Genomic DNA, 22,043 nt, shown 5'->3' with positions numbered 1-22,043 from the left:
CTTTTTAGAACCCTATTTCCGAAGGTTCTAACAGAACAGACATTATCACCCTCACCTCTGCACACTCGCCAAATACGCCAGCAAATCGACAATCGGCAGGCTGGTCATGATCGGCTGGCCGGTCTCGGATTTGACGGCGACGTCCCAGCCCTCGAAGAAATCGCCGTAGACGGGCATCGGTGATCCGTGGCTGGTCAGGGGGTCGCGGCCGTCGATGCGCATCACGATGCGGGTGATCGGCAGCGTGCCGCCAAAGCGGAACTGCATGCGCGTCAGGTCGGGCGGCTGGATCAGGATCATGTTCGCCATCGGCCCGTCGCCCTGCGCCCCGACCCCGTGGCAGGTGGCGCAGTGGGTGGTGAACAGCTTCTCTCCGACCTCGGCGTTTTGCGCGTGCAGCGGCAGGCCAAGGCAGATCAGCAGGGCGGCAAGGGTGTGGCGCATGGGATCACTCCAATTTCGGTTTGATCCCAGCGTGGTCCCCCTGCCCGCCTTTTGCGTTGATTTAGATCAAAATCAGTTCAGGCTTAGCCCGCTGACCGTGGCTGCAATGCTGGTTTTGGTGTCGTCGCTGTCGCCGGATACGGCCAGCCCGATCAGCGCCCCCGGCGCGCCGCCGAATGCGCGGGTATAGTCGGCGGCAAGGTTCACGCGTTCGTTAAACGCGCCGGTGCCGGCCTGCCGCAGCGGGATCGTGACGCCGGTGCCAGCGGTGCCATAGGGCGACGGCAGGACCGATCCGACGGCGTTGTTTCCGCCGTAGGCGTATTGCAACACGCGCACGTCACTGCGGCCCAGCAGCGCGCGGATATCGGCGCTGGCCAGCTCTGCCGCGACGGCCTGCGGGACAAAGACGAAATAGACCGCGATGTTGCGGTCATCCCCGCCTTTGCGGCTTAGATCCGTGGCGGGCACGCTTTGCGTCACGTTCCACGACCAGCTGGCCGATGTCGCGGCCCAGTCCGCCTGCGGCGCGCGGCCCCATGCGATGCTGACGGTGCCGTTCGACGCCAGCCCAAGGGACGAGCCAAAGCTATAGTCGTTCGAGCCGAACAGCGACAAGCGCTGCTCTTTCCAATTGGCAAAGCTGACGGGGCCAGCGGTGGCGGCTGTTGCGGCGAGGATCAGGGCGGCGGCAAGGGGCAGTTTCATTGGGGCATCCTTTGGCTGATTTGGTCAAAAGATAGCCGAAGCCCCCGCTAATTCACCCCGTGACACCGTTTGTCACGCCATTGTCAGGCGCGCGGGGCGCTTTGCAACATGGGCCAGCTTAGGGCTGGCGCTGGATCAATTGCAGATAGTTGGACAGGGCCAGCAGCTCTGCCGGGACGGGCACCGGGTTGCCGTCCTGCGATGTCATCACCAGCGGGCCAAGGTCGCCGTCGCCGAAATGCGGCATCGGGTCCGCGCCGCCGTGTGCGCCGCGGGTAAAGCCGTCGATCTGGCTCATCACGCGGTCCTGCGGAAAGGTGCCGCCGTTGCGGTCGCTGATCAGGGTCAGGTCAGGCGGCGTCACGGCAAGGCTGGCCGCCATCGCCGCATTCCCGCGCCCGTCCCGGCCATGACAGGCGGAACATTGCGCCATAAAGGCGGCTTCGCCGTCGATGGTCGTCTGCTCTGGCGCGCAAGCGGCCAAAGCCAGAAGTCCTGTCAGGATGATGATACGCATGTGGGGGCCTCGTGCTGCTTGTGCGCGCCGTTGGTCCGGCGCATGTTGCCGCCAATCATGGGCGCTATGGCCCGGTCTGGCAAGTGAGGGCGCTGATGTCTGTGCAAGTGTGGATCATGTTGGCAACGGGGTTCGGCATTCCCGTGCTGGCGGCGATGAACGGCGCGTTGGGCCGCCATATCGGATCGCCCGCCGTCGCGGCCTGCGTGCTGTTTGCCGTGGCTTTCAGCATCGCGCTGGTGGCGGCGCTGGTCACGAACCCGGGCGCGGTGGCCAAGCTGCCGACTGCGCCGAAACAGTGGTTCATCGCGGGCAGCTTTGTCGCGTTCTATGTCTTGGCGATCACATGGATCGGCCCTGACATGGGGATCGGCAAGGCCGTATTCTATGTCCTGCTGGGCCAGCTGATCGCGGCAGCCGTCATTGACCACTTTGGGTTCTTCAACGCCCGCGTCGCGGCCATAACGTGGACCCGTTTTGCGGGCATCGCGCTGATGGCGGCGGGCGTCTACGTCGCCCAGCGCGCCTAGGCCGCGCCGTCCACCAACCGCCCATCCACCAAGCGCACCGCGCGGTCCATACGGGCAGCAAGTTCCAAGTTATGCGTGGCGATCACCGCCGCCAGCCCCGTGCTGCGGACCAGCGCCATCAGCGCGTCAAACACCTTGTCAGAGGTTGCGGGGTCAAGATTGCCTGTCGGCTCGTCCGCCAGCAGCAGCACCGGATCATTGGCCAGCGCGCGGCAGAATGCGACGCGCTGCTGCTCTCCACCTGATAATTCGGCCGGCCGATGGGCGGCGCGGTGGGCGACACCGACGGTTTCCAGCAGCATCATGGCGCGGTCGCGCGCGTCCTGATCACGCACACCGTTGGCCATCTGCGGCAGGGTGATGTTTTCAAGCGCCGAAAACTCCGGCAGCAGGTGGTGGAATTGATAGATAAAGCCGACGTCATTGCGGCGGATCGCGGTGCGGCGGCGGTCGTTCAGATTGGTCATATCCTCGCCCCGGATCGCAACCGTCCCAGTGTCGGCCGTGTCCAGCAGACCCGCGATATGCAGCAGCGTCGACTTGCCCGCGCCAGAGGGCGCGACAAGGGCGACGACCTCTCCGGCCTGCACGGACAATGTCGCGCCTTGCAGCACGCGCACTTCGTTCGGCTTACCGTGATTGTAGCCCTTTTTCAGGTCAGTCAGGGTCAGGATCGGATTATTCATAGCGCAGCGCCTCGACCGGGTTCATGCGGGCCGCACGGCGGGCCGGAAAGATGGTGACGATCCACGACAGACCCAGCGACAGCGCCACGGATGACAGCACATCGCCAAGGTTCAGCTGCGCTGGCAGTGCATAGATGCCGCGGATTTCAGGGTCCCAAACACCGCCGCCAGCGACGTAGTTCACGAAGGAAAAGATCGGATCGATATAAAGCGCAAACAGGCACCCAAGGATCAGGCCCAGAACAGTACCAACGGTGCCGATCCCTGCCCCGCAGATAAAGAAGATGCGCAGGATCGACCCTTCGGTCAGGCCCATGGTGCGCAGGATGCCAATATCGCGGCCTTTGTTTTTCACCAGCATGATCAGGCCAGAGATGATGTTCATCGAGGCAATCAGCACAAGGATCGAGAGCAGGACGAACATCACGTTATCCTCGACCGTCAGGGCCCGCAGGAAAGCGCCCGCGCTATCGCGCCATGACCACAGATAGGCGTAGTCGCCAGACGCATTCAAAATTTCGGGCATGATGTTTTCGACGTCGTCAGGATCGGCGACCATGACTTCAATCTCGTCTGCGACGCCTTCGCGGTTAAAGAAGGTTTGCGCCTGATCCAGCGGCATGTAGACGCGGGTTTTGTCGATATCATAGCGGCCAGCGGTGAAGATATAGACCACAGGATAGACGTTCACGCGCGGGCTGGTGCCCATCGCGGTGCGCACGCCGTTAGGGGAAATCAGCTTGATCCGGTCGCCAACAGCAACGCCAAGCTCGCGCGCGACGCCGGACCCGATGGCGATGCCGGTGGCAAAATCATCAAGGCTGCCGGTGGAATCTTCTGGTGTGACGATGCGCGGAACGGTGCGCAGGTCAGCCTCGGTGATGCCGTAGACTTCGACACCGGCGTTCTGCGTGCCGCGGTTCGCCATGACCTGCTGGCGCACCAAGGGGGCGGCGCGGGTGACGCCGGGGACCTGCGAAATGCGGTCCGTCAGCGCGGCATAGTCCGAAATGATCCGCGTGAACTGGTCCGTGCCTGCAATCGGCGTTTGTTCATAGACGGTCACATGGGCGTTGGAGCCGAGGATGGTGTCTACAAACTCTGCCCGGAAACCGGACCGGATCGCCAGCGTCGCGATCAGCGCGAAGACCGCCAGCGTGATGCCGATCAAGCTGATCCACGTCATTGTGGACACGCCGCCCTCTGCCCGTTTGGCGCGGATGTAGCGCCAGGCGATCAGCCATTCAAAGCGCGCGAAAGGAGGGGTCTGGGCCATGGCGGGTTCCGGTCTTTTGGTCGAGCGGACCTTGAACGCAAATCAAGGGGCGCGTCAATGCAAGGGGGTGTGAGGTGGGCGCTTGTCGCTTGCGGGGCTTGATCTGGGAGTGTCGAGGGGGCGCAGCCCCCCGTCGCGATGCGACGTCCCCCGGAGTTTATCTGGCAAGGTGAAGCTTAGCCGTGGTTGCCGCTGTTTTGCAGGTGGGCGATGGACTGGCCTGCGGCGGCGGCTTTGCCTTTGGCCGCCCAGATAAGCCCGCGGCGGAGCATTTCATGGGGCGGGCCGCTGGCGATGACATCGGCTTTGTGCCCAAGGGCGTTGTAGTAGACACGCCCGAGGCCCCATTTGCGCGTCCACGCGGCCGGCATATCCACGGCCCCGTTCGGGCTGTGGTACCATGTCACAACGTCGGTGCGGGTGGTGGCGAGGACGTGGTTGGCAGGGTCGGTGTGCAGGTAATATTGCTCTGTCTCGATGTCGAAATCCGGGATGCCGCTGGTGAGTGGATCGTCCCCGGTCATCGTCACGCGGTGTTTGACACCGTCGCCGCCGGGGTGGGCGACCCAGTTTGCGCCGGTGATGAATTGCCACAGCGGATTGCCGCGAAAGGCGTCGCACATGCCGCCGTGGCAGCCGGCAAGGCCGGTGCCGCGCGCGACGGCTTCTGACACGTGTGTTGCGGCCGCGCGGCTGAGGTCGGACATGGTCCAGACCGGCACGATCAGGTCGAGTGTTTGTAGCAAATCGGGATCGTCGAAGGGCGCAAGGCTGTCGGTTAGGGTGACGTTGGCTCCCTCTGCTGTCAGCATATCGCGAAAGACATGGGCGACCTGTTCAGGCTGGTGACCGTCCCAGCCGCCCCATGTGATCAAAGCCTTCATATTGCGTGACCTTTCAACGGTTAGCCCCGGCGCACGCCGGACAGGCGCGGGGTTGCCCGGGTGGTTTGGTGGGGATGCAGAGCGGGCTCTTGACGCAGGGCGGGTCCGCCGCGCTTTGGCCCCGGGCTGCGGCCGCGCAGGGTGCCCATGACCAATGCCAGCGCGATGCGCAGCGCGGCCCAGCCAAGCACAAAACCTGCGCCCGTCGCGGCCACGCCTGCCACGGACAAGGGCACCGCCGGGGTGAAGTCGGACCATGTTGCCGCAAAGGTTGCCGGATCGCCAAGGCGCTGCGGCATCGTCATGCGCGCCAAGGGGGACGCGCTGCGCAGGGTGGCAAGGTTATCGGTCAGCACGGCATGGCGGCGAAAGGTGCGGCGCATGTCGGCTTGGCGATCTTGCAGGAACGGGGTGCCTGTCAGTTCCTCCAGCGCTTGGGACCGGGTCAGTCCAGCGCGCATGGCAGAGTTTTCGAAATCTGCGACCACGATGTTCAGCGCATCCACTTGGCCTGCTAGCCGCTGTAGGTATTGCTGCGAAAATTCGGGGTATTGCGACAGCGCAGCACCGCCCGCCAAACCCCCGATCAAGGCCAAGGCGCGGATCATGCGTTCACCGGATCGTCGAGCCAAGCGATGACGCGGGCGGCATCCTCGTCCGGAGGAAAGACGGGGTAGTTGACGTGTTGGATCAGGCCGTCCCGCAGGATCAATGTGCACCGTTTAAGCAAGGTCAGGCCGTCAGCAGTCAACCGTGGCAGGTTCAGCGCACCCATCAGCGCGCCCTGCGCGTCGGACAGCAGCGGATAAGGCAGATGCAGACGGTTTGCTGCCTCTTGTTGATACGCCGTGTCTTGGGTGGACAGGCCAAAAAGGTGCTGCACGCCGCGCGCGCGCAGATCGGCCGCGTGATCGCGGTAGGCGCAGGATTGCGGTGTGCAGCCGCGTGCGCCGGGGGTTGCGTCCCAACCTGCGGGCAGATCGCGGTCCGGGCGGCCGGTCATAGGGTAGATGTAGACGACGCAGCGCCCGGCCAGCTTGGACAGATCCACAACCTGCCCGTCTGTGGCGGGCAGCGGGACGGACGGCATAGCAAGCCCCGGAAGATGGGCCGCGCCGCCGTCATCGCGCGGGGCTGGGATTTGGGTCCAGTCGACTTGCGTAAGGGACATCGGGGTCGGGGACATGGGATTTGCCTGTCTGCTGCGTCTTGTTTTGCGGGCACTGTGCCGCAAGTCGGGCTGCAGGTCTACCGCGGGGTACACGGGCGGCAATGATCAGCAGATGATGCGCAAAGGGCGGCGCAGGTTGCCCTGCACCGCCCTTTGTTAAGGTCATTCAGGACGATCGCCCGTTTAGACGTTCGCGTAGATCGCGATCAGCTTGGCGACGGCATCGCCGGGGGACAGCTCTTCGCTTTCCCCGGTGCGGCGGCTGGTCAGTTCGACCACGCCGGATTTCAATCCGCGCGGGCCGACGGTGATGCGCCATGGCAGGCCGATCAGGTCCATCGTGCCGAACTTGGCCCCTGCCCGTTCGTCCCGGTCATCATACAGCGGATCAAGGCCAGCGGCGCGCAGGCTGTCGTAGAGATCCTCGCAGGCCGCGTCCGTTGCGTTGTCGCCTTGGCGCAGGTTCACGATGCCGGCGTGGAAGGGGGTCACGCCCTCTGGCCAGATGATGCCTTTGTCGTCGTGGCTTGCCTCGATGATCGCGCCCAGCAGGCGGGACACGCCGATGCCGTGCGATCCCATGTGGACCGCGACGGGCTTGCCGTCGGGGCCCTGCACGGTTGCGCCCATGGCGTCGGAATACTTGGTGCCAAAGTAGAAGATCTGGCCGACTTCGATCCCGCGCGCGGTGCGGCGGCGTTCTTCTGGCACTTGTGCGAACAGCGCCTCGTCGTGGGTTTCATCCGTGCGGGCATAGCGAGAGGTGAATTCGTCAAGCACGGCAGCGCAGGCGGCTTTGTCGTCGAAATCAATCTGGCGATCGCCAAAGGTCAGATCGGTGATCTCGCTGTCATAGAACACCTCTGATTCGCCGGTTTCCGCCAACACGAGGAATTCGTGCGTATCGTCGCCGCCGATGGGGCCGGAATCGGCGCGCATTGGAATCGCTTGCAGGCCCATCCGCTCGTAGGTGCGCAGATAGCTGACAAGGTGACGGTTGTAGGCGTGCAGCGCGTCCTCTTGCGTCAAATCGAAGTTATAGCCGTCCTTCATCAGGAACTCGCGGCCACGCATCACGCCAAAGCGGGGGCGGGTTTCATCGCGGAACTTCCACTGGATTTGGTAAAGCGTCAGCGGCAGGTCTTTGTAGCTGCTGACATGAGAGCGGAAGATGTCAGTGACCAACTCCTCTGCCGTGGGCGTGAACAGCATATCACGGCCGCCGCGATCCTTGATGCGTAGCATTTCATCGCCGTAGGCGTCATAGCGGCCGCTTTCGCGCCACAGATCGGCGGACTGGATCGTCGGCATCAGCATTGCGAGATGACCCGCCTTTGCCTGTTCTTCATGCACGATCTGTTCGATCCGCTTGAGGATTTTGTACCCCATTGGCAGCCAGGAATAGATGCCAGCGCTGGCCTGTTTGATCAGGCCCGCTTGCAGCATCAGCCGGTGGCTGACGATCTGCGCCTCGCGCGGGGTTTCCTTGAGGACGGGGAGGAAGTAGCGCGACATACGCATGGGGTGTGTGACCTTATAACGAAAAGTGTTGCGGAACTGTCTAGTCGTCCCCCTGCCTGCCCGCAAGCATGGCTTGCGCGGCGGACGGGGCTGCGGCATTGAAAGAGAAGTGATCGAGAAGGATACCCGATGCCCATGTCAACGCGCCAACAAGCTGTCTATTGGGGCATCGCCACCATCATCTTTCTGATCGTGCTTTATGCGCTGGGCAACGTGATCATGCCCTTCATCTTGGGCGGGGCGATTGCCTATATCCTTGATCCCGTGGCGGACCGGCTGGAACGGCTGGGCCTGTCACGCAGCCTGTCGGTGGCGATCATCGCGCTGGTTGCGCTGTTGGTCTTTGTGCTGCTGATCCTGCTGGTGATCCCGACGCTGATCACGCAGGCCACGCAACTGGTCGAAACCGCGCCGCAGCTGTTTGACACGCTGCAAAACTGGCTAACGACCCGCTTCCCCGAGATTTTGGTCGAAGGGTCCACGATCCGCACCCAGCTTGATAATATCGGCAACATGATCCAGTCCCGCGGCGGAGAGTTGCTGAACACCGTGCTGTCGTCTGCGCTGGGCTTGGTCAACATGGTTGTGTTGCTGGTGATCGTGCCGGTCGTTGCGATCTATCTGCTGCTGGATTGGGACAATATGACCGCCCGCGTCGATGCGCTGCTGCCGCGTGATCACGTCAACACCATCCGCGATCTGGCGCGGCAGATTGACCGCACGCTGGCCAGCTTTATCCGGGGCCAAGGCCTGGTCTGCCTGATCCTTGGCACATTCTACGCTGTTGCGCTGGCGCTGGTCGGGCTGAACTTTGGCCTTGTTGTCGGGGCCATCGCCGGGGCGCTGACCTTTATCCCTTACGTCGGGGCCATCGTTGGCGGCGGCCTTGCGCTGGGTCTGGCGCTGTTCCAGTTCTGGGGCGAATGGCCTTGGCTGATCGCCGTCTACGCGATCTTTCAATCCGGCCAATTCGTCGAAGGCAACATCCTGACGCCGAAACTCGTCGGCTCTTCTGTCGGGTTGCACCCGGTCTGGCTGCTGTTCGCGCTGTCGGTGTTTGGATCGCTGTTCGGCTTTGTTGGCCTGCTGGTCGCCGTGCCCGTCGCCGCTGTCATCGGCGTGCTGGCCCGCTTTGCACTGGACCGCTACCGCGCCAGCCCGCTGTATCGCGGCACGCTGGGCGACTAAATATGGCGATGCAACTGACATTTGACTGGCCAACGGGTGTTGCGCTGGGGGCAGAGGATTTCTTTGTCACCGATGCCAACCGCGCCGCCTATACCATGATCGCCGCGCCAGAAATTTGGCCGCAAGGCAAGCTGGTGCTGACCGGGCCAGAGGGCGCTGGTAAAAGCCACCTGACCCGCGTTTTCGCCGCCCGCCACGGCGCGCAGCTTGTCAGCGCCGAAGATTTGCCAGACGGTTTGAACCCCGATCGCGCTGTCGTGGTCGAAGATATGGACCGCCTGCCGCCCGCGCGCGAAGAGGCGATGTTTCATCTGCACAACAACCTTGCCGCGCACCGCCTGCCACTGCTGATGACCGCGCGCAGCCACCCTGCCCGCTGGGCGATCGCCCTGCCCGATCTGGCCAGCCGGATGCAGGCGACGACCCCTGCCACCATCACCGGCCCCGACGACGCACTATTGCAGGCGGTTCTGATGAAGCTGTTCGCCGACCGCCAAATCCTGCCCTCGCCCGAAGTCGCCAGCTATCTGGTGCCCCGGATTGAACGGTCATTTGCCAGCGCCCAGCGGATCGTGGCGGCGCTAGATGCAGCAGCGTTGACGGAAAAACGGGCGATCACCGTTAAACTGGCAGCACAGGTTCTGGACAAGCAAGACGGCTTGTTGTGAACTCTGTCACACGCCTGCCATATCGGCGGGGTATAAGGCCCCATGATGAACGCTGATTTTTTAAATAGTGCCCGCCCTGACCCGGTGACACTCGACCTTGATCTGACCACCGCAGACCGCTTTGTGAACCGAGAGCTGTCTTGGATCGGCTTCAACATGCGCGTGCTCGAAGAGGCGGAAAATACCCGCGTGCCCTTGCTGGAACGCCTGCGGTTCTTGTCGATTTCGGCGACCAATCTTGATGAATTTTATACCGTGCGCGTGGCTGGCCTGCGCGAACTTGCCCATGCGGGCAACACGACCCCCGGCCTTGACGGGCTGACCCCTGCGGAACAATTGCGCCTGATCGACGTGAACGCCCGCGCGTTGATGGACCGCCAGCAGACGGTTTACCGCACCCTTGTCACCGAGATGTCGGACACAGGCATCCACATCCTGACCCGCGATGATCTGCGGGATGACGATATCAAATTCCTTGGCGATTTCTTTCTTGAACAGGTGTTCCCGGTCCTGTCGCCGCTGGCGATTGACCCGGCCCACCCCTTCCCCTTCCTGCCGAACGAAGGCTTCGCCCTTGCCCTGCAACTGGAACGCGGCAGCGACAAGCGGCCCTTGCGCGCCCTGTTGCCGGTGCCTGCGCAGATCAAACGCTTTGTGCGCCTGCCCGGCGAAGATTTCCGGTTTATCCCGCTCGAAGAGCTGCTGCTGCACTTCGTTGGCCGCCTTTACCCCGGTTACAAAGTCCGCGGGCAATGCGCCTTTAAAGTGCTGCGTGATAGCGACCTAGAGCTTGAGGACGAAGCCGAAGATCTGGTGCGCGAGTTCGAGACCGCCCTGAAACGCCGCCGCCGCGGCGAAGTGGTACGGCTGAAAATCTCTGACAATGCCCCCACCGCCCTGCGTGATCTTATCATGCACGAGCTGCATGTGACCGAAGAAGAGGTCGTGAACGTCGACGGTCTGATCGGTATCAGCGACCTGAGCGAGCTTGTGCTGGACGAGCGTCCCGACTTGCTGTGGCCCACGTTCAGCCCCCGCGTGCCCGAACGCGTGCAGGACCACGAAGGCGATATGTTCGCCGCGATCCAGCAAAAGGACATGCTGCTGCACCACCCGTACGAGACGTTCGATATGGTCGTGCGGTTCCTTGCGCAGGCCGCCCGCGACCCTGACGTCGTGGCGATCAAACAAACGCTGTACCGCACGTCCAAGAAATCCCCGATTGTCGAAGCGCTGTGCGAAGCAGCCGAAGACGGCAAATCGGTGACGGCATTAGTAGAACTCAAAGCGCGCTTTGACGAGGCCGCCAATATCCGCCAGTCGCGGCGCCTAGAACGGTCCGGCGCGCATGTCGTCTATGGCTTTTTGAACTACAAAACCCACGCCAAGATCAGCACTGTGGTCCGCCGCGAAGGCGAAAAATTGGTGACCTACACCCACTTTGGCACCGGCAACTACCACCCGATCACGGCGCGGATTTACACCGACGTATCCCTGTTCACCTGCGACGCCGCCCTTGGCCGCGACGCGACCAAGGTGTTCAACTACCTGTCCGGCTATGCCCAGCCAGAGGGGCTGGAAAATCTTGCGATCTCTCCCATCTGCCTCAAATCCCGCCTGATCGAAATGATCGAGGCAGAGGCCGCGAACGCGCGGGCCGGCAAGCCTGCGGTGATTTGGGCCAAGATGAACAGCCTGATCGAAAAGGACGTGATCGACGCGCTTTATGCGGCCAGCCAAGCCGGGGTCCGTATTGATCTGGTCGTGCGCGGTATCTGCGGCCTGCGCCCGAATGTGGCTGGTCTGTCAGAAAATATCCGCGTCAAATCTATCGTCGGACGTTTTCTGGAACACAGCCGCATCGTGTGTTTCGGCGCAGGCCACGCGCTGCCCAGCAAAAAGGCCAAGGTCTTTATCAGCTCTGCCGATTGGATGAGCCGGAACCTGAACCGCCGGGTCGAAACGCTGGTCGAGATCACGAACAACACCGTCAAGGCGCAGATCGTGAGCCAGATCATGGCCGCCAATATGGCCGATGTCGCGCAAAGCTGGGTGATGCAGGCTGACGGCAGTTTCATCCGCGCGACGTGGCCGGATGGCGAGTTCGCGTTCAACTGCCATAGGTTCTTTATGGAGAACCCGTCCCTGTCCGGCCGCGGCTCTGCCGGTGCGTCCGATGTGCCGCAGCTGACCCACACCGACGACTGATCGCACACCGCGGGGCGTTGACTCTGCGGCGCAGCGCGTCACATGGTAAACGGCAGAAATGACCGGGACGATAAGACGATGACGGACGATACCGCCACCGAAACCATCGACTGGGGCCCGTTTGGCCGACCGCTGTTCGACGATGCGGCATCCCAGAACCTTAGCCGGGTTGGCGTGGTGGACGTGGGATCAAACTCTGTCCGTTTGGTGGTCTTCGACGGTGCCGCCCGCAGCCCCGCGTATTTTTACAACGAAAAGATCATGTGCGCCTTGGGTGCAGGCCTGTCCGACACAGGCCGCCTGAACCCCGAAGGCCGCGTGCGCGCCCTGTCCGCGATCCGTCGCTTTGCCGCGCTGGCACAGGGGATGGGCATCGCCCCCCTGACCGCCGTCGCCACCGCCGCCGTGCGCGAGGCCAGCGACGGCCCTGATTTCCGCGCCGAGGTGGAACGTGAAACCGGCATCAAGCTGTGGGTGATCGACGGCGAAGAAGAAGCCCGCCTGTCCGCCCAAGGCGTCCTTCTGGGCTGGCCTGGCAGCTTTGGCACCGTCTGCGATATTGGCGGGTCCAGCATGGAGCTGGCAGATCTGTCCGAAGGCCGTGTCGGCCGCCGCGTGACCTCTCCGCTGGGTCCGCTCAAGCTGCGCGAGGTGAAGGGCGGCAAGAAGGCCTTGAAGGCGCATATCAAGACCATCATCGCCGATCTGCACGAAAAGATGGATTACGAGACTGGGATGCGTCTGTTTCTGGTCGGTGGATCGTGGCGTGCTATTGCCCGTGTTGACATGGAACGGCGCGGCTATCCGCTGACCGTTCTGCACGAATACCGCATGACCGCCCGCCGCATCGGCGAGACGGCGCATTATATCGCGGATTCGGACCTGCAAGACCTGCGCAGCCGCTGCGGGATTTCTGACAGCCGCATGTCGCTAGTGCCCCTTGCCGTGCTGGTCCTGAAAGAACTGGTGCGCGTGTTCAAGCCCAAGGACGTCGCCGTGTCGTCCTATGGCATCCGCGAAGGTATGCTGTACGAACAGATGCCGCGGGCCCTGCGCGAACGCGATCCCCTGATCGAGGCGTGCCGCTTTGCCGAAGCAAAAGACGCCCGCCTGCCCGGCTTTGGCCGTCTGCTGTATGATTTCGTCAAGCCGCTGTTTCCCCGCGCCAATTGGCAACGCCTGCGCATCATCAAGGCGGCCTGCCTGCTGCACGACGTCAGCTGGCGCGCGCATCCTGACTACAGGGCCGAGATTACGTTCGACAACGCGACCCGCGCCAACCTTGGCGGGTTAAAACATAGCGAGCGGGTGCAGCTGGGGCTGGCGCTGATGAAGCGGTATTCCAGCAAAACGCCGGACGGCCGCTTTGCGCCGCTGTTTGCGATGCTTTCGCCAGAACAGATGAAAGAGGCCGACATCCTTGGCCGCGCCCTGCGCTTTGGCGCGATGCTATGGCTCGAAGGCGACACACCGCCGGGCACGATCAAGTGGAGCGCGAAGTCCAAGCACCTGACCCTCACGCTCGCCGCTGGGGCCCGCCCGCTTTATGGCGAGGTCGCCGCGTCGCGTTTGACGGCTTTGGCGCAGGCCATGGACGCGACATTTGAGGTGAAGTTCAAAGGCTAAAGGTCGATCTCTCGCGGTGGATCGGACGGCACAAACTTTGGTGCGTCCGGCGCGCGGCGGATGATGATGTCGCCGTTGGGCAGCAATTCCGGGCCGCTGTAGTTTTTAATATCGTCGATCATCGCCATGATATCGGCCAGCGCAGGCCCCATCTGATCCGTCAGCGATTTCATCGCCGGACCCATCTGATCGGCAAACTCTTGCAGGTCACGCATCGCGGGCTCTGCCTCACTCAACAAGCCGCGCAGCAGCAGCTTTGCGCCCTCTTCCATCAAGCTGCGACCGGGCCGCTGCTCTTCGACCGCATCCGGGCTTTCAACCGGCGGATCGGACATCTGTGCCACGGCTGCAACTGCGGTCAGGGCAAGAACGGAGGCGAGGATGAGCTTTTTCATGCTCTTTAGGTAGGACCGTTGCCCACGCTTGCCAAGGGGCTGGGCAAATCCAAGGTGACGGGGAAATGATCAGACGCCAGCAGCAAGGCATCCCGCAACGCATCATTGGTATAGCAGGCAGGCGTGTCAAAGGGGTGCCAGATCGTCCACCGCGGCGCGCGCGCGGCAAGATCGGGACTGACCATGATGTAGTCCAGCAGCACCGACAAAAACACGCCGTCATGTTCAAACCGGGCAGAGGCAGGCTGCGCTGCGAGCCGTCCTGACAGCGCGAGCCGCGCGTTGGGGTCGAACATCGGCACAGTTCCGACCTCACCCAAGACCACCTCGACGCTGGAGCGGCCGAACAGCGTTTCGAACTCGTCCAGACCGGGGCCATCGTTGAAATCGCCCAGCACGGCAACCGGCTGCCCTTGCTGCAACAATTGATCCACCCGCGCGCGCAGCCAGACGCATTGCGCAAGCTGTTTGCGGCGGTTTTCGATATTGATCCGCAGCCTATGTGCGGGGTTGTCAGCGCCGTGCGGGGCCTTTGATTTCGCGTGAACACCGATCAGCGATATAGGCTGTCCGCCGTGCGGGGTCAGCGTGACCTCTAGCGGGGGTTTGGACCAGCGCACCGGCTCTGGTCGGCCGTCATGATCCAGATCGACGGAAAAGCTGCCATCGAATTGCGGCACATCCTTGGACCCAAGTGGCGCATGCGCGGCGTCCATCTTGCGCGGATCATACATCAGCGCGATTTCCTGCTGCGTGTCGTTCAGAAATCCGGTCAGCACGCGGTTTGCGCGCAGGTCAAACCGCTTGGCAAAGCCTTCAAGCGAACGCTGCGTGCTGCGCCTGCGCGATGTGTCCGGTGCCTCGATCACCATGATGGCGTCGGCGTCCATCGCGGTAAAAACAGCCCCAAGCGCCGCGATCTGGTCGCGCCGCGTCACGCCCCAGCGGCCCGACCAGTGAAGGTCATCCAGCAGATCACCCGCGTCATTGAACAGGTTATTGAACCATTCGATATTATACGTGGCCAGCCGCAGCCGATCCGTCACTGCCGCAGGTCCGAGATGTCTTCCCAAGCGCGGTTGATCGCGACCAGCCGCTTTTCTGCCAGCTTGACCGCCTCTTCTGGTACGCCGCGCGCGAGCATCCGGTCGGGGTGGGTTTCGCGGACCTGCGTGCGCCACGCGGCCCGGATCGTCGCCAAATCAGCATCCGGGGCGACGCCCAGCACGTCGTATGGATCGCGGGCGGCGTCGGGCACGAATTGCGCCCGGATGCGGCCAAAGCGGCGTTCGTCAAAGCCGAATATATCGGCTACGCGGGATAGAAAGGCGTCCTCTCCCGGGTGGTAGTTTCCGTCGGCAAGGGCGATGTGGAACAGCCCTTCCATCAGATCACACAGCGGGGCGTCGTTGTCGCCGAACATGCGCTTGATGCCCGCGGCGTATTCCTCAAAGCCGGCAACATCGGTGCGGGCCATGTTGAACAGGCGGGCGGCGTGCGCCTCTTCTTGCGGGGGGATGTGGAACACCTCGCGGAAGGCCGCGACCTCTGACCGTGTCACGGTGCCGTCCGCCTTGGCCATCTTGGCCCCCAGCGCGATGACCGCGATGGTAAAGGCGACCGACCGGTCGGGCGGTGTGCGCAGGCGGTCAAACACCGCGAACAGGCTTTCACCTGCGCGCAGGGCGGCAATAGCATCGGCAATGCGGGTCCAGATCGACATGAAACTTAGCCTAAAGCATCTTTTGCAAAAGGATAAGGTCGATCCAGCGATCAAATTTGCGCCCGACCTGCGGCAGATGCGCCACCTGCACGAATCCAAGGCGTTCGTGGAAGCGGACCGCGCCCGGATTATCGCCGCTGCACCCCGCCCACATGCTGTGCATCCCTTGCCCCGCGGCGTGATCACAAAGCGCCGCCATCAGCGCCCGGCCCGTCCCCAGACCCCGTGCAGCGGGGGCAAGATGGACCGTATGTTCGACCGTATGACGATAGCCGTCGCCGCCCCGAAACGGGCCATAGGTGGCGAATCCGGTGATGTCATCGCCTGCGGTGCTGACCCAGAACGGATGGCCGCTCGCGGCCTTATCGGCCAGCAGCGCAGTGATACCGGCGGGGGTCTTTTCAATCGCCGTGAAGGTCGCGGTGGTGTCCCGGATCACTGGGTTCCAGATGCCGCAGATCGCGGCTGCGTCAACTGGCGTCGCAGGCCGGATCATAGCGTCACAATCCCGCGCGGTGTTTGTAATGTCATCGCAAAACGGGCGGGGCCGGCGACGAACTGCACGCGGTGATCCACCAGCGGCAGCGTATTTTGCAGCATCTGCGCTTGTGGATGGTATACCGTCCAGTGTTGCAGGCGGCACGTGCTGTCGGGCAGCCGGTCCACCGGGTGACGGGTGCCCGCTGCCCACTGGATTAACGTCGGCACCCCGCCGTCCAGCGGCAGGCTGCCATCGTCCGGCACAGTGATGTCCCACACCAGATCACCGCGCGTCAAAGGCACTGCCGGGCCCGGATCGACGGGCATTTTTGCCCGCTCAGCCCCCAGATCATCGGTGCGGCAGATCCAGTTCGCGGGCCGCATCGGGCCGGTGAAATGATCAAGCCCGAACCACGTGGGCCGCCCAGTCTGTGCGGCGTCCGGGTCGCGGGCGATAAGTTCAAGATAGATATCCCCCATCCCCAGCAGCACATTATGGGTGCCATAGCGCGGATGTTGTCCGCCCGTCTGCAGCGGCGCGCCGATCATCTGCGACAGCAGGTCGGCCGAAGCGGCCAGATCGGTGCAGGCCAGTGCGATGTGGTCAAGTGTCAGCATGTTCACCTCTGCCGATTGCAACGAGAGGAGACAACGCGGTGAAGGAGGATGCAAGAGGTGCCGCCCTTTGCGTTGCAAAGGACGGTGCCTCCGGCGGGAGTATTTCCGGCAAGATGAAGCCTAGTCGCGGGTGGCGCGGATCAGGGTCAGGATATCGGCGGCGGCTTTGGGGATATTGGTGCCGGGGCCGAAGATGGCTTTGACACCCGCGTCGGTCAGAAACTTGTAGTCCTGCTGCGGGATCACACCGCCGCAGATCACAAGGATATCGCCAGCGCCAGCGTCTTCAAGCGCGCGGATCAGTTTGGGGGCAAGGGTTTTATGCCCCGCCGCCTGAGAGCTGATACCGATGACATGGACGTCGTTGTCGATCGCGTCCTGCGCCGCCTCTTCTGGGGTTTGGAACAGGGGGCCCACGTCGACGTCAAAGCCGATGTCGGCAAAGGCGGTGGCGATGACCTTGGCACCCCGGTCGTGCCCGTCCTGGCCCATTTTGACGACCAGCATGCGCGGGCGGCGGCCCTCTTCTGCGGCAAAGTCTTCGACGTCTTTCTGGATCGCGGCGAAGCCGGCGTCGCCATCATAGGCGGCACCGTAAACACCGGCGAGGGTTTTGACCTCGGCCCGGTGGCGGCCAAAGACTTCTTCCATCGCATCGCTGATTTCGCCCACGGTGGCGCGTTGGCGGGCGGCCTCGACCGCGGCCTCTAGCAGGTTGCCACCGTCGCGGGCGCGGCGGGTGACTTCGGCAAGGGCTGCGTCGCAGGCAGGCTGATCGCGGCCGTCGCGGGTTGTCTTCAAGCGCGCGATCTGGCTGTCGCGCACGCCTGCGTTGTCGATGTCGCGGATGTCGATGGGGTCTTCTTTGTCTTTGCGGTACTTGTTCACGCCGACGATGACTTCGGTGCCGCGGTCAATATCGGCCTGACGCTTGGCTGCGGTTTCCTCGATCCGCAGCTTGGGCATGCCAGAGGCGACGGCCTTGGTCATACCGCCAAGCTCCTCGACTTCCTCCATCAGCGCCCAAGCGGCCTCTGCCAGATCGTGGGTCAGCTTTTCAACGTAATAGCTGCCAGCCAGCGGGTCGACGACGTTGGTGACGCCGGTTTCCTCTTGCAGGATCAGCTGTGTGTTGCGGGCGATGCGGGCGGCAAAGTCGGACGGCAGGGCGATCGCCTCGTCCAGTGCATTGGTATGCAGGGATTGCGTGCCGCCCAGCACGGCGCTCATCGCCTCATAGGCCGTGCGCACGACGTTGTTGTAGGGGTCCTGTTCCTGCAAGCTGACGCCGCTGGTCTGGCAGTGGGTCCGCAGCATGGAGGATTTGGGATCCTTCGGTTCGAACTCCTCCATCACGCGGCTCCACAGCAGGCGGGCAGCACGCAGTTTTGACGCCTCCATGAAGAAGTTCATGCCGATGGCAAAGAAGAACGACAGACGACCTGCGAAACTGTCCACGTCCATACCCGCCGCAATGGCGGCGCGCACGTATTCGCGCCCGTCAGCAAGGGTATAGGCCAGTTCCTGCACCAGGTTCGCCCCGGCCTCTTGCATGTGATAGCCAGAGATCGAGATCGAGTTAAATTTCGGCATCTCGTCGGCCGTATACTGGATGATGTCAGAGATGATCCGCATCGACGGCTCCGGCGGGTAGACATAGGTGTTGCGCACCATGAACTCCTTGAGGATGTCGTTCTGGATCGTGCCCGACAGCACGCGGCGGTCATGGCCCTGCTCTTCCCCAGTGACGATAAAGTTGGCGAGGATCGGGATCACTGCGCCGTTCATCGTCATGGATACGCTGACTTTGTCCAGCGGGATGCCGTCAAACAGGATTTTCATATCTTCGACGGAATCGATAGCCACACCAGCCTTGCCGACGTCGCCTTCGACGCGGGGGTGGTCGCTGTCATAGCCGCGGTGCGTCGCCAGATCAAAGGCGACTGACACCCCCTGCTGGCCACCAGCAAGGGCTGCTTTGTAGAAGGCGTTGGATTCTTCGGCCGTGGAAAAGCCGGCGTATTGACGGATCGTCCAAGGGCGGCCTGCATACATCGTGGCCTTAACGCCGCGCGTATAGGGGGCCGCGCCGGGAATGCCGCCCATATGGGGCAAGTCCGCGATATCGTCCGCCGTATACAGCGGCTGTATGTCGATCCCTTCGAGGGTGTGCCACGTCAGATCGTCAAGGCTGCGCCCGCGCAGTTCTTTGGCTGCGATCTTTTCCCATGTGGATTTGTCAGTCATCGGTATCCCCCCAAATGATGTTGTGCGGCCCGGCGATCAGGCGCGCCCTGCCCAGCGGTGGGCTGTTAAAGCATTGATGGCAGCGACCAAGGCAAAGGTCAAAAACGGTGCAGCGCTGCCGCGTAAAAACGTCAGGTCATCGGTGCGGCGCAGGGCGATCATCCGGTGCATGACGTCCCATTCCTGTTCGCCGCGCCCGCACAGGCAATATGGCGCATCGTAAATCTGTGCGTAGTGGCTATATGATAGGGTATGATGAAAACAGTTTTTGCAATTGCCTGTCTTGCCACCCTGTCCGCCGCGCCCGTCTTGGCGCAAGCAGAGGCCGCGTCCACCGATCCCGTCAGCAACCCTGTTAGCGATCCCGTCGCGGCATGGAACGCGGACCGCACCATCTTTGTCGATGCGGCGGGGCTGGATTTGGACGCCTTCAAATGGATCGCACGCCCCGTGCTGGTGTTTGCAGATTCGCCCAATGACCCGCAGTTTGTGCAGCAGATAGAGCTTTTGGCCGCCCGCGCCGAAGAGCTTGCGCTGCGCGATGTCGTGGTGATCTTTGATACCGATCCAGCGGGCCGCAGCGACACCCGGCTGCGGCTGCGGCCGCGCGGGTTCATGCTGGCGCTGATGGGCAAGGATGGGGCCATTAAGGCGCGCAAACCAAGCCCTTGGGATGTGCGGGAATTGTCACGGTCCATCGACAAGATGCCGATGCGCCAGCAGGAAATGCAGGATCGGCGCGGCGTGGACCAGTGACGCAGGCCAGACAACGCTAAAGCCGTCATCGCCGGGCCTGCGCCGCCAGTTTGATCCACCACCATGCCAGTGACATCAGCGCGATCAGGTTGACCGCCAGCACCAGCGGCGGGCTTATGCCTGTGACGGCCAACACACGGCCCACCAGATACAGCATCCCGTAAACCGCAAGCGCGCCGAAAACATAAGTTTTCATCGGATCAAGCGGCACACCGCACGCGCGCACGATGCCCCAGAACACGACAACCGCGATCATCGGCGCCGTCACCGCGCTGCGCGGCATTTCAGTCGCGTAGCTGACGGTGCCAGAGGGGATCATCACCACCAGCGCGCCAAAGGCCACAAGCACCGCAGCGATGCAGGCCACAGCCCAGATCAGAACAAGAGGCGGCCTGCGGCTCATTCAAACTCCATGATGACATCGTCCACCGCAAGGCTGTCGCCCGCGCTGGCGTTGACCTTGGACACCACACCGCGCCGTTCAGCGCGCAGGATGTTTTCCATCTTCATGGCTTCGACCGTGCACAGGGTCTGACCCTCTTGCACTTCGTCGCCCACGGCCACGTCGACTTTGACGATCAGACCGGGCATCGGGCACAGCAGCAGCTTGGACGTATCCGCCGGGACCTTTTCCAGCATCAGGCCCGCCAGTTCCGCCTGACGCGGGGTGCGCACATGCACCTTTAGGTCGGCGCCCCGGTGCCGCACGCGGTAGCCGCCGGGAATACGGGCTGCTTTCAGCACCAGCGGTGTGCCATCAACGGACAATCGCACCAAGGGTTGCCCCGGCAGCCAATCGCTTTCGACCCGCAGCGTTTGCGCCCCGATTGTCACGTCAGCGCCGGCGCGGTCCGCTTTGACCACGGCGTCAAACGACTGGCCTTGAACCGCGACATTCCAGTCGGTTCCGACCGTGCGTTCGTGGTTATTCATACGCCCCGTAATCCGCGTGCGGCGGATTTCGCTGATCCGGTGCATTGCTGTGACAGCTGCCGCGATGCGAACCAATGTATCGCCGCCCAGCGCGACACCGTCGAAACCGTCGGGGAATTCCTCCTCGATGAACGCCGTTGTCATATTGCCGCTGGTGAACTTGGGATGGTCCATCACCGCCGCCAAGAATGGCAGGTTGTGACCGATGCCTTCCAATTCGAACCCGTCCAGCGCTAGGCGCATGTGGTCAATCGCCTCCGACCGCGTCGGAGCCCAAGTGCAGAGCTTGGCGATCATCGGATCGTAGAACATGCTGATCTCACCGCCCTCGAACACGCCGGTATCGTTGCGCACGGCGTAAGCATCCGTCGCCTCTTCAACCGGCGGACGGTAACGGGTCAGACGGCCGATGGACGGCAGGAAGCCGCGATAAGGGTCCTCGGCATAAAGGCGCGATTCAATCGCCCAGCCGTTGATCTTTAGATCGCTTTGCCCAAAGGCTAACTTTTCGCCAGCCGCGACGCGGATCATCTGTTCAACCAAATCGATGCCGGTGATCAGCTCCGTGACCGGATGTTCGACCTGCAACCGCGTGTTCATCTCTAGGAAATAGAAATTGCGATCCCCGTCGACGATGAATTCCACCGTGCCCGCGCTGGTATAGCCAACGGACTGGGCCAAAGCGACAGACTGCGCACCCATCGCAGCGCGGGTTTCTTCGTCAAGGAAGGGGCTTGGTGCCTCTTCGATGACCTTCTGGTTCCGGCGCTGGATGCTGCATTCCCGCTCGTGCAGGTAAACCGCGTTGCCATGGCCATCGGCCAAGACCTGAATTTCAATGTGCCGCGGCTGGGTCACAAACTTTTCGATGAATATCCGGTCATCGCCAAAGCTGTTGGCCGCCTCGTTCTTGGACGACTGAAAGCCCTCGCGGACCTCGTCCTCTTTCCAAGCGATCCGCATGCCCTTGCCGCCGCCACCAGCGCTGGCCTTGATCATCACCGGATAGCCGATTTCGCCAGCGATCTTGATCGCCTCGTCCGCGTCCGCAATCAGGCCCATGTGGCCCGGCACGGTGCTGACGCCCGCCTCTTGGGCCAACTTCTTGGACGTAATCTTGTCGCCCATCGCCTCGATTGCGCCGACGGGCGGCCCGATAAAGGCAACGCCTGCGGCCTGCAAAGCTTGGGCGAACTTTGGGTTTTCCGACAGGAAACCATAACCCGGATGCACCGCCTCTGCGCCGGTCTGGCGCACGGCATCCATGATTTTGTCGATCACGATATAGGACTGATTGGCCGGGCTTGGGCCGATGTGCACCGCCTCGTCCGCCATTTTCACATGCAAGGCATTGCGGTCCGCATCAGAATAGACCGCGACAGTGGCGATCCCCATCCGGCGGGCCGTCTTAATGACGCGGCAGGCGATTTCGCCTCGATTGGCGATCAGAATTTTCTTGAACAT

At 62.7% G+C, this 22,043-nt stretch carries 24 protein-coding genes; 6 read left to right on the top strand and 18 right to left on the bottom strand.

Features of this window, described 5'->3' with window-relative positions:
• Positions 1–51 precede the first annotated feature (51 nt).
• The 3 genes from KBW81_RS04200 to KBW81_RS04190 all read right to left on the bottom strand — a co-directional run bounded on the left by KBW81_RS04200 (position 52) and on the right by KBW81_RS04190 (position 1,669).
• Positions 52–444 (bottom strand): cytochrome c, encoded by a 393-nt coding sequence (locus KBW81_RS04200; RefSeq protein WP_254248452.1) that lies wholly within the window; start codon positions 442–444, stop codon positions 52–54.
• A 72-nt stretch (positions 445–516) separates the two neighbouring features.
• The gene (locus KBW81_RS04195; protein WP_254248451.1) at positions 517–1,152 is read right to left on the bottom strand and encodes a DUF3047 domain-containing protein; all 636 of its coding nucleotides are present in this window, start codon (positions 1,150–1,152) and stop codon (positions 517–519) included.
• A gap of 118 nt (positions 1,153–1,270) precedes the next feature.
• A complete protein-coding gene (locus KBW81_RS04190) occupies positions 1,271–1,669 on the bottom strand; it encodes a c-type cytochrome (RefSeq protein WP_254248450.1) in 399 nt (132 codons plus the stop codon).
• A 95-nt stretch (positions 1,670–1,764) separates the two neighbouring features.
• Between KBW81_RS04190 and KBW81_RS04185 the strand changes: the two genes are divergently transcribed.
• Positions 1,765–2,199, top strand: a complete 435-nt coding sequence (locus tag KBW81_RS04185; RefSeq protein ID WP_254248449.1) for a DMT family transporter — start codon at positions 1,765–1,767, stop codon at positions 2,197–2,199.
• On the opposite strand, the gene KBW81_RS04180 is transcribed toward KBW81_RS04185, so the two are convergent.
• From KBW81_RS04180 to proS, 6 genes are all read right to left on the bottom strand, one after another.
• Complete coding sequence (locus KBW81_RS04180; RefSeq protein WP_254248448.1) at positions 2,196–2,885, bottom strand: ABC transporter ATP-binding protein; 690 nt, start codon at positions 2,883–2,885, stop codon at positions 2,196–2,198. The two genes, KBW81_RS04185 and KBW81_RS04180, sit on opposite strands and share 4 nt — an antisense overlap.
• Positions 2,878–4,161 (bottom strand): lipoprotein-releasing ABC transporter permease subunit, encoded by a 1,284-nt coding sequence (locus tag KBW81_RS04175; RefSeq protein ID WP_254248447.1) that lies wholly within the window; start codon positions 4,159–4,161, stop codon positions 2,878–2,880. The genes KBW81_RS04180 and KBW81_RS04175 overlap by 8 nt, the downstream gene beginning before the upstream one ends.
• A gap of 176 nt (positions 4,162–4,337) precedes the next feature.
• A complete protein-coding gene (locus KBW81_RS04170) occupies positions 4,338–5,045 on the bottom strand; it encodes a ThuA domain-containing protein (protein WP_254248446.1) in 708 nt (235 codons plus the stop codon).
• A 20-nt stretch (positions 5,046–5,065) separates the two neighbouring features.
• Positions 5,066–5,653: a DUF2937 family protein gene (locus tag KBW81_RS04165; RefSeq protein WP_254248445.1), complete on the bottom strand. Its 588-nt coding sequence runs from the start codon at positions 5,651–5,653 to the stop codon at positions 5,066–5,068.
• Positions 5,650–6,231 (bottom strand): peroxiredoxin, encoded by a 582-nt coding sequence (locus tag KBW81_RS04160; RefSeq protein ID WP_254248444.1) that lies wholly within the window; start codon positions 6,229–6,231, stop codon positions 5,650–5,652. The genes KBW81_RS04165 and KBW81_RS04160 overlap by 4 nt, the downstream gene beginning before the upstream one ends.
• 168 nt (positions 6,232–6,399) lie before the next feature.
• Entirely contained in the window at positions 6,400–7,737 is a 1,338-nt protein-coding gene (gene proS, locus KBW81_RS04155; protein WP_254248443.1) for a proline--tRNA ligase, read from the bottom strand.
• A gap of 129 nt (positions 7,738–7,866) precedes the next feature.
• Between proS and KBW81_RS04150 the strand changes: the two genes are divergently transcribed.
• The 4 genes from KBW81_RS04150 (at position 7,867) to KBW81_RS04135 (ending at position 13,427) form a co-directional block, all read left to right on the top strand.
• A complete protein-coding gene (locus KBW81_RS04150; RefSeq protein ID WP_090188030.1) occupies positions 7,867–8,925 on the top strand; it encodes an AI-2E family transporter in 1,059 nt (352 codons plus the stop codon).
• Between the two features lie 8 nt (positions 8,926–8,933).
• The gene (locus tag KBW81_RS04145) at positions 8,934–9,593 is read left to right on the top strand and encodes an HdaA/DnaA family protein (RefSeq protein ID WP_335641206.1); all 660 of its coding nucleotides are present in this window, start codon (positions 8,934–8,936) and stop codon (positions 9,591–9,593) included.
• Positions 9,594–9,635: 42 nt separating this feature from the next.
• Positions 9,636–11,801 carry an RNA degradosome polyphosphate kinase gene (locus tag KBW81_RS04140; RefSeq protein WP_090188025.1) on the top strand — a complete coding sequence of 722 codons (2,166 nt, stop codon included), beginning with the start codon at positions 9,636–9,638 and terminating at the stop codon, positions 11,799–11,801.
• 78 nt (positions 11,802–11,879) lie between these two features.
• The gene (locus tag KBW81_RS04135; RefSeq protein ID WP_090188022.1) at positions 11,880–13,427 is read left to right on the top strand and encodes a Ppx/GppA family phosphatase; all 1,548 of its coding nucleotides are present in this window, start codon (positions 11,880–11,882) and stop codon (positions 13,425–13,427) included.
• Here the strand turns inward: KBW81_RS04135 and KBW81_RS04130 are convergent.
• The 7 genes from KBW81_RS04130 to KBW81_RS18735 form a co-directional block, all read right to left on the bottom strand.
• Positions 13,424–13,822 carry a hypothetical protein gene (locus tag KBW81_RS04130; protein WP_090188020.1) on the bottom strand — a complete coding sequence of 133 codons (399 nt, stop codon included), beginning with the start codon at positions 13,820–13,822 and terminating at the stop codon, positions 13,424–13,426. The genes KBW81_RS04135 and KBW81_RS04130 overlap by 4 nt on opposite strands.
• A gap of 5 nt (positions 13,823–13,827) precedes the next feature.
• Positions 13,828–14,856: an endonuclease/exonuclease/phosphatase family protein gene (locus tag KBW81_RS04125; protein WP_090188303.1), complete on the bottom strand. Its 1,029-nt coding sequence runs from the start codon at positions 14,854–14,856 to the stop codon at positions 13,828–13,830.
• A gap of 8 nt (positions 14,857–14,864) precedes the next feature.
• Positions 14,865–15,545 carry a molecular chaperone DjiA gene (locus KBW81_RS04120; protein WP_090188017.1) on the bottom strand — a complete coding sequence of 227 codons (681 nt, stop codon included), beginning with the start codon at positions 15,543–15,545 and terminating at the stop codon, positions 14,865–14,867.
• Between the two features lie 10 nt (positions 15,546–15,555).
• On the bottom strand, positions 15,556–16,041 hold the full coding sequence (locus tag KBW81_RS04115) for a GNAT family N-acetyltransferase (RefSeq protein ID WP_254248442.1): 486 nt from the start codon (positions 16,039–16,041) through the stop codon (positions 15,556–15,558).
• Positions 16,038–16,643, bottom strand: a complete 606-nt coding sequence (locus tag KBW81_RS04110; protein WP_254248441.1) for a VOC family protein — start codon at positions 16,641–16,643, stop codon at positions 16,038–16,040. Before KBW81_RS04110 ends, KBW81_RS04115 begins: the two co-directional genes overlap by 4 nt.
• Positions 16,644–16,763: 120 nt before the next feature.
• Positions 16,764–18,890 carry a methylmalonyl-CoA mutase gene (gene scpA, locus KBW81_RS04105; protein ID WP_254248440.1) on the bottom strand — a complete coding sequence of 709 codons (2,127 nt, stop codon included), beginning with the start codon at positions 18,888–18,890 and terminating at the stop codon, positions 16,764–16,766.
• A gap of 36 nt (positions 18,891–18,926) precedes the next feature.
• Complete coding sequence (locus tag KBW81_RS18735) at positions 18,927–19,061, bottom strand: hypothetical protein (protein ID WP_281245318.1); 135 nt, start codon at positions 19,059–19,061, stop codon at positions 18,927–18,929.
• Positions 19,062–19,142: 81 nt separating this feature from the next.
• Here KBW81_RS18735 and KBW81_RS04100 point away from each other — a divergent pair, with 81 nt between their 5' ends.
• The gene (locus KBW81_RS04100) at positions 19,143–19,646 is read left to right on the top strand and encodes a DUF4174 domain-containing protein (protein ID WP_392338184.1); all 504 of its coding nucleotides are present in this window, start codon (positions 19,143–19,145) and stop codon (positions 19,644–19,646) included.
• Positions 19,647–19,671: 25 nt separating this feature from the next.
• Here the strand turns inward: KBW81_RS04100 and KBW81_RS04095 are convergent, their stop codons facing one another.
• On the bottom strand, positions 19,672–20,049 hold the full coding sequence (locus tag KBW81_RS04095; RefSeq protein ID WP_090188007.1) for a hypothetical protein: 378 nt from the start codon (positions 20,047–20,049) through the stop codon (positions 19,672–19,674).
• Positions 20,046–22,043 carry an acetyl-CoA carboxylase biotin carboxylase subunit gene (locus KBW81_RS04090; protein WP_090188005.1) on the bottom strand — a complete coding sequence of 666 codons (1,998 nt, stop codon included), beginning with the start codon at positions 22,041–22,043 and terminating at the stop codon, positions 20,046–20,048. Before KBW81_RS04090 ends, KBW81_RS04095 begins: the two co-directional genes overlap by 4 nt.

The sequence above is a fragment of the Loktanella salsilacus genome (assembly GCF_024206795.1).
Taxonomy (GTDB): Bacteria; Pseudomonadota; Alphaproteobacteria; order Rhodobacterales; family Rhodobacteraceae; genus Loktanella; species Loktanella salsilacus.
The sequence above is the reverse complement of the archived record's forward strand: the minus strand, read 5'-3'. Positions and strand labels throughout refer to the sequence as shown.

What these genes read in the sequence shown, in the direction of transcription:
- KBW81_RS04185 (WP_254248449.1), top strand. Translation starts at nt 1,765, where the DNA reads ATGTCTGTGCAAGTGTGGATCATGTTGGCAACGGGGTTCGGCATTCCC.
- scpA (WP_254248440.1), bottom strand. Translation starts at nt 18,890, where the DNA reads ATGACTGACAAATCCACATGGGAAAAGATCGCAGCCAAAGAACTGCGC.
- proS (WP_254248443.1), bottom strand. Translation starts at nt 7,737, where the DNA reads ATGCGTATGTCGCGCTACTTCCTCCCCGTCCTCAAGGAAACCCCGCGC.
- KBW81_RS04145 (WP_335641206.1), top strand. Translation starts at nt 8,934, where the DNA reads ATGCAACTGACATTTGACTGGCCAACGGGTGTTGCGCTGGGGGCAGAG.
- KBW81_RS18735 (WP_281245318.1), bottom strand. Translation starts at nt 19,061, where the DNA reads ATGCACCGGATGATCGCCCTGCGCCGCACCGATGACCTGACGTTTTTA.
- KBW81_RS04100 (WP_392338184.1), top strand. Translation starts at nt 19,143, where the DNA reads ATGATGAAAACAGTTTTTGCAATTGCCTGTCTTGCCACCCTGTCCGCC.
- KBW81_RS04115 (WP_254248442.1), bottom strand. Translation starts at nt 16,041, where the DNA reads ATGATCCGGCCTGCGACGCCAGTTGACGCAGCCGCGATCTGCGGCATC.
- KBW81_RS04160 (WP_254248444.1), bottom strand. Translation starts at nt 6,231, where the DNA reads ATGTCCCCGACCCCGATGTCCCTTACGCAAGTCGACTGGACCCAAATC.
- KBW81_RS04165 (WP_254248445.1), bottom strand. Translation starts at nt 5,653, where the DNA reads ATGATCCGCGCCTTGGCCTTGATCGGGGGTTTGGCGGGCGGTGCTGCG.
- KBW81_RS04120 (WP_090188017.1), bottom strand. Translation starts at nt 15,545, where the DNA reads ATGTCGATCTGGACCCGCATTGCCGATGCTATTGCCGCCCTGCGCGCA.
- KBW81_RS04200 (WP_254248452.1), bottom strand. Translation starts at nt 444, where the DNA reads ATGCGCCACACCCTTGCCGCCCTGCTGATCTGCCTTGGCCTGCCGCTG.
- KBW81_RS04090 (WP_090188005.1), bottom strand. Translation starts at nt 22,043, where the DNA reads ATGTTCAAGAAAATTCTGATCGCCAATCGAGGCGAAATCGCCTGCCGC.
- KBW81_RS04150 (WP_090188030.1), top strand. Translation starts at nt 7,867, where the DNA reads ATGCCCATGTCAACGCGCCAACAAGCTGTCTATTGGGGCATCGCCACC.
- KBW81_RS04095 (WP_090188007.1), bottom strand. Translation starts at nt 20,049, where the DNA reads ATGAGCCGCAGGCCGCCTCTTGTTCTGATCTGGGCTGTGGCCTGCATC.
- KBW81_RS04195 (WP_254248451.1), bottom strand. Translation starts at nt 1,152, where the DNA reads ATGAAACTGCCCCTTGCCGCCGCCCTGATCCTCGCCGCAACAGCCGCC.
- KBW81_RS04190 (WP_254248450.1), bottom strand. Translation starts at nt 1,669, where the DNA reads ATGCGTATCATCATCCTGACAGGACTTCTGGCTTTGGCCGCTTGCGCG.
- KBW81_RS04135 (WP_090188022.1), top strand. Translation starts at nt 11,880, where the DNA reads ATGACGGACGATACCGCCACCGAAACCATCGACTGGGGCCCGTTTGGC.
- KBW81_RS04175 (WP_254248447.1), bottom strand. Translation starts at nt 4,161, where the DNA reads ATGGCCCAGACCCCTCCTTTCGCGCGCTTTGAATGGCTGATCGCCTGG.
- KBW81_RS04110 (WP_254248441.1), bottom strand. Translation starts at nt 16,643, where the DNA reads ATGCTGACACTTGACCACATCGCACTGGCCTGCACCGATCTGGCCGCT.
- KBW81_RS04170 (WP_254248446.1), bottom strand. Translation starts at nt 5,045, where the DNA reads ATGAAGGCTTTGATCACATGGGGCGGCTGGGACGGTCACCAGCCTGAA.
- KBW81_RS04130 (WP_090188020.1), bottom strand. Translation starts at nt 13,822, where the DNA reads ATGAAAAAGCTCATCCTCGCCTCCGTTCTTGCCCTGACCGCAGTTGCA.
- KBW81_RS04180 (WP_254248448.1), bottom strand. Translation starts at nt 2,885, where the DNA reads ATGAATAATCCGATCCTGACCCTGACTGACCTGAAAAAGGGCTACAAT.
- KBW81_RS04140 (WP_090188025.1), top strand. Translation starts at nt 9,636, where the DNA reads ATGATGAACGCTGATTTTTTAAATAGTGCCCGCCCTGACCCGGTGACA.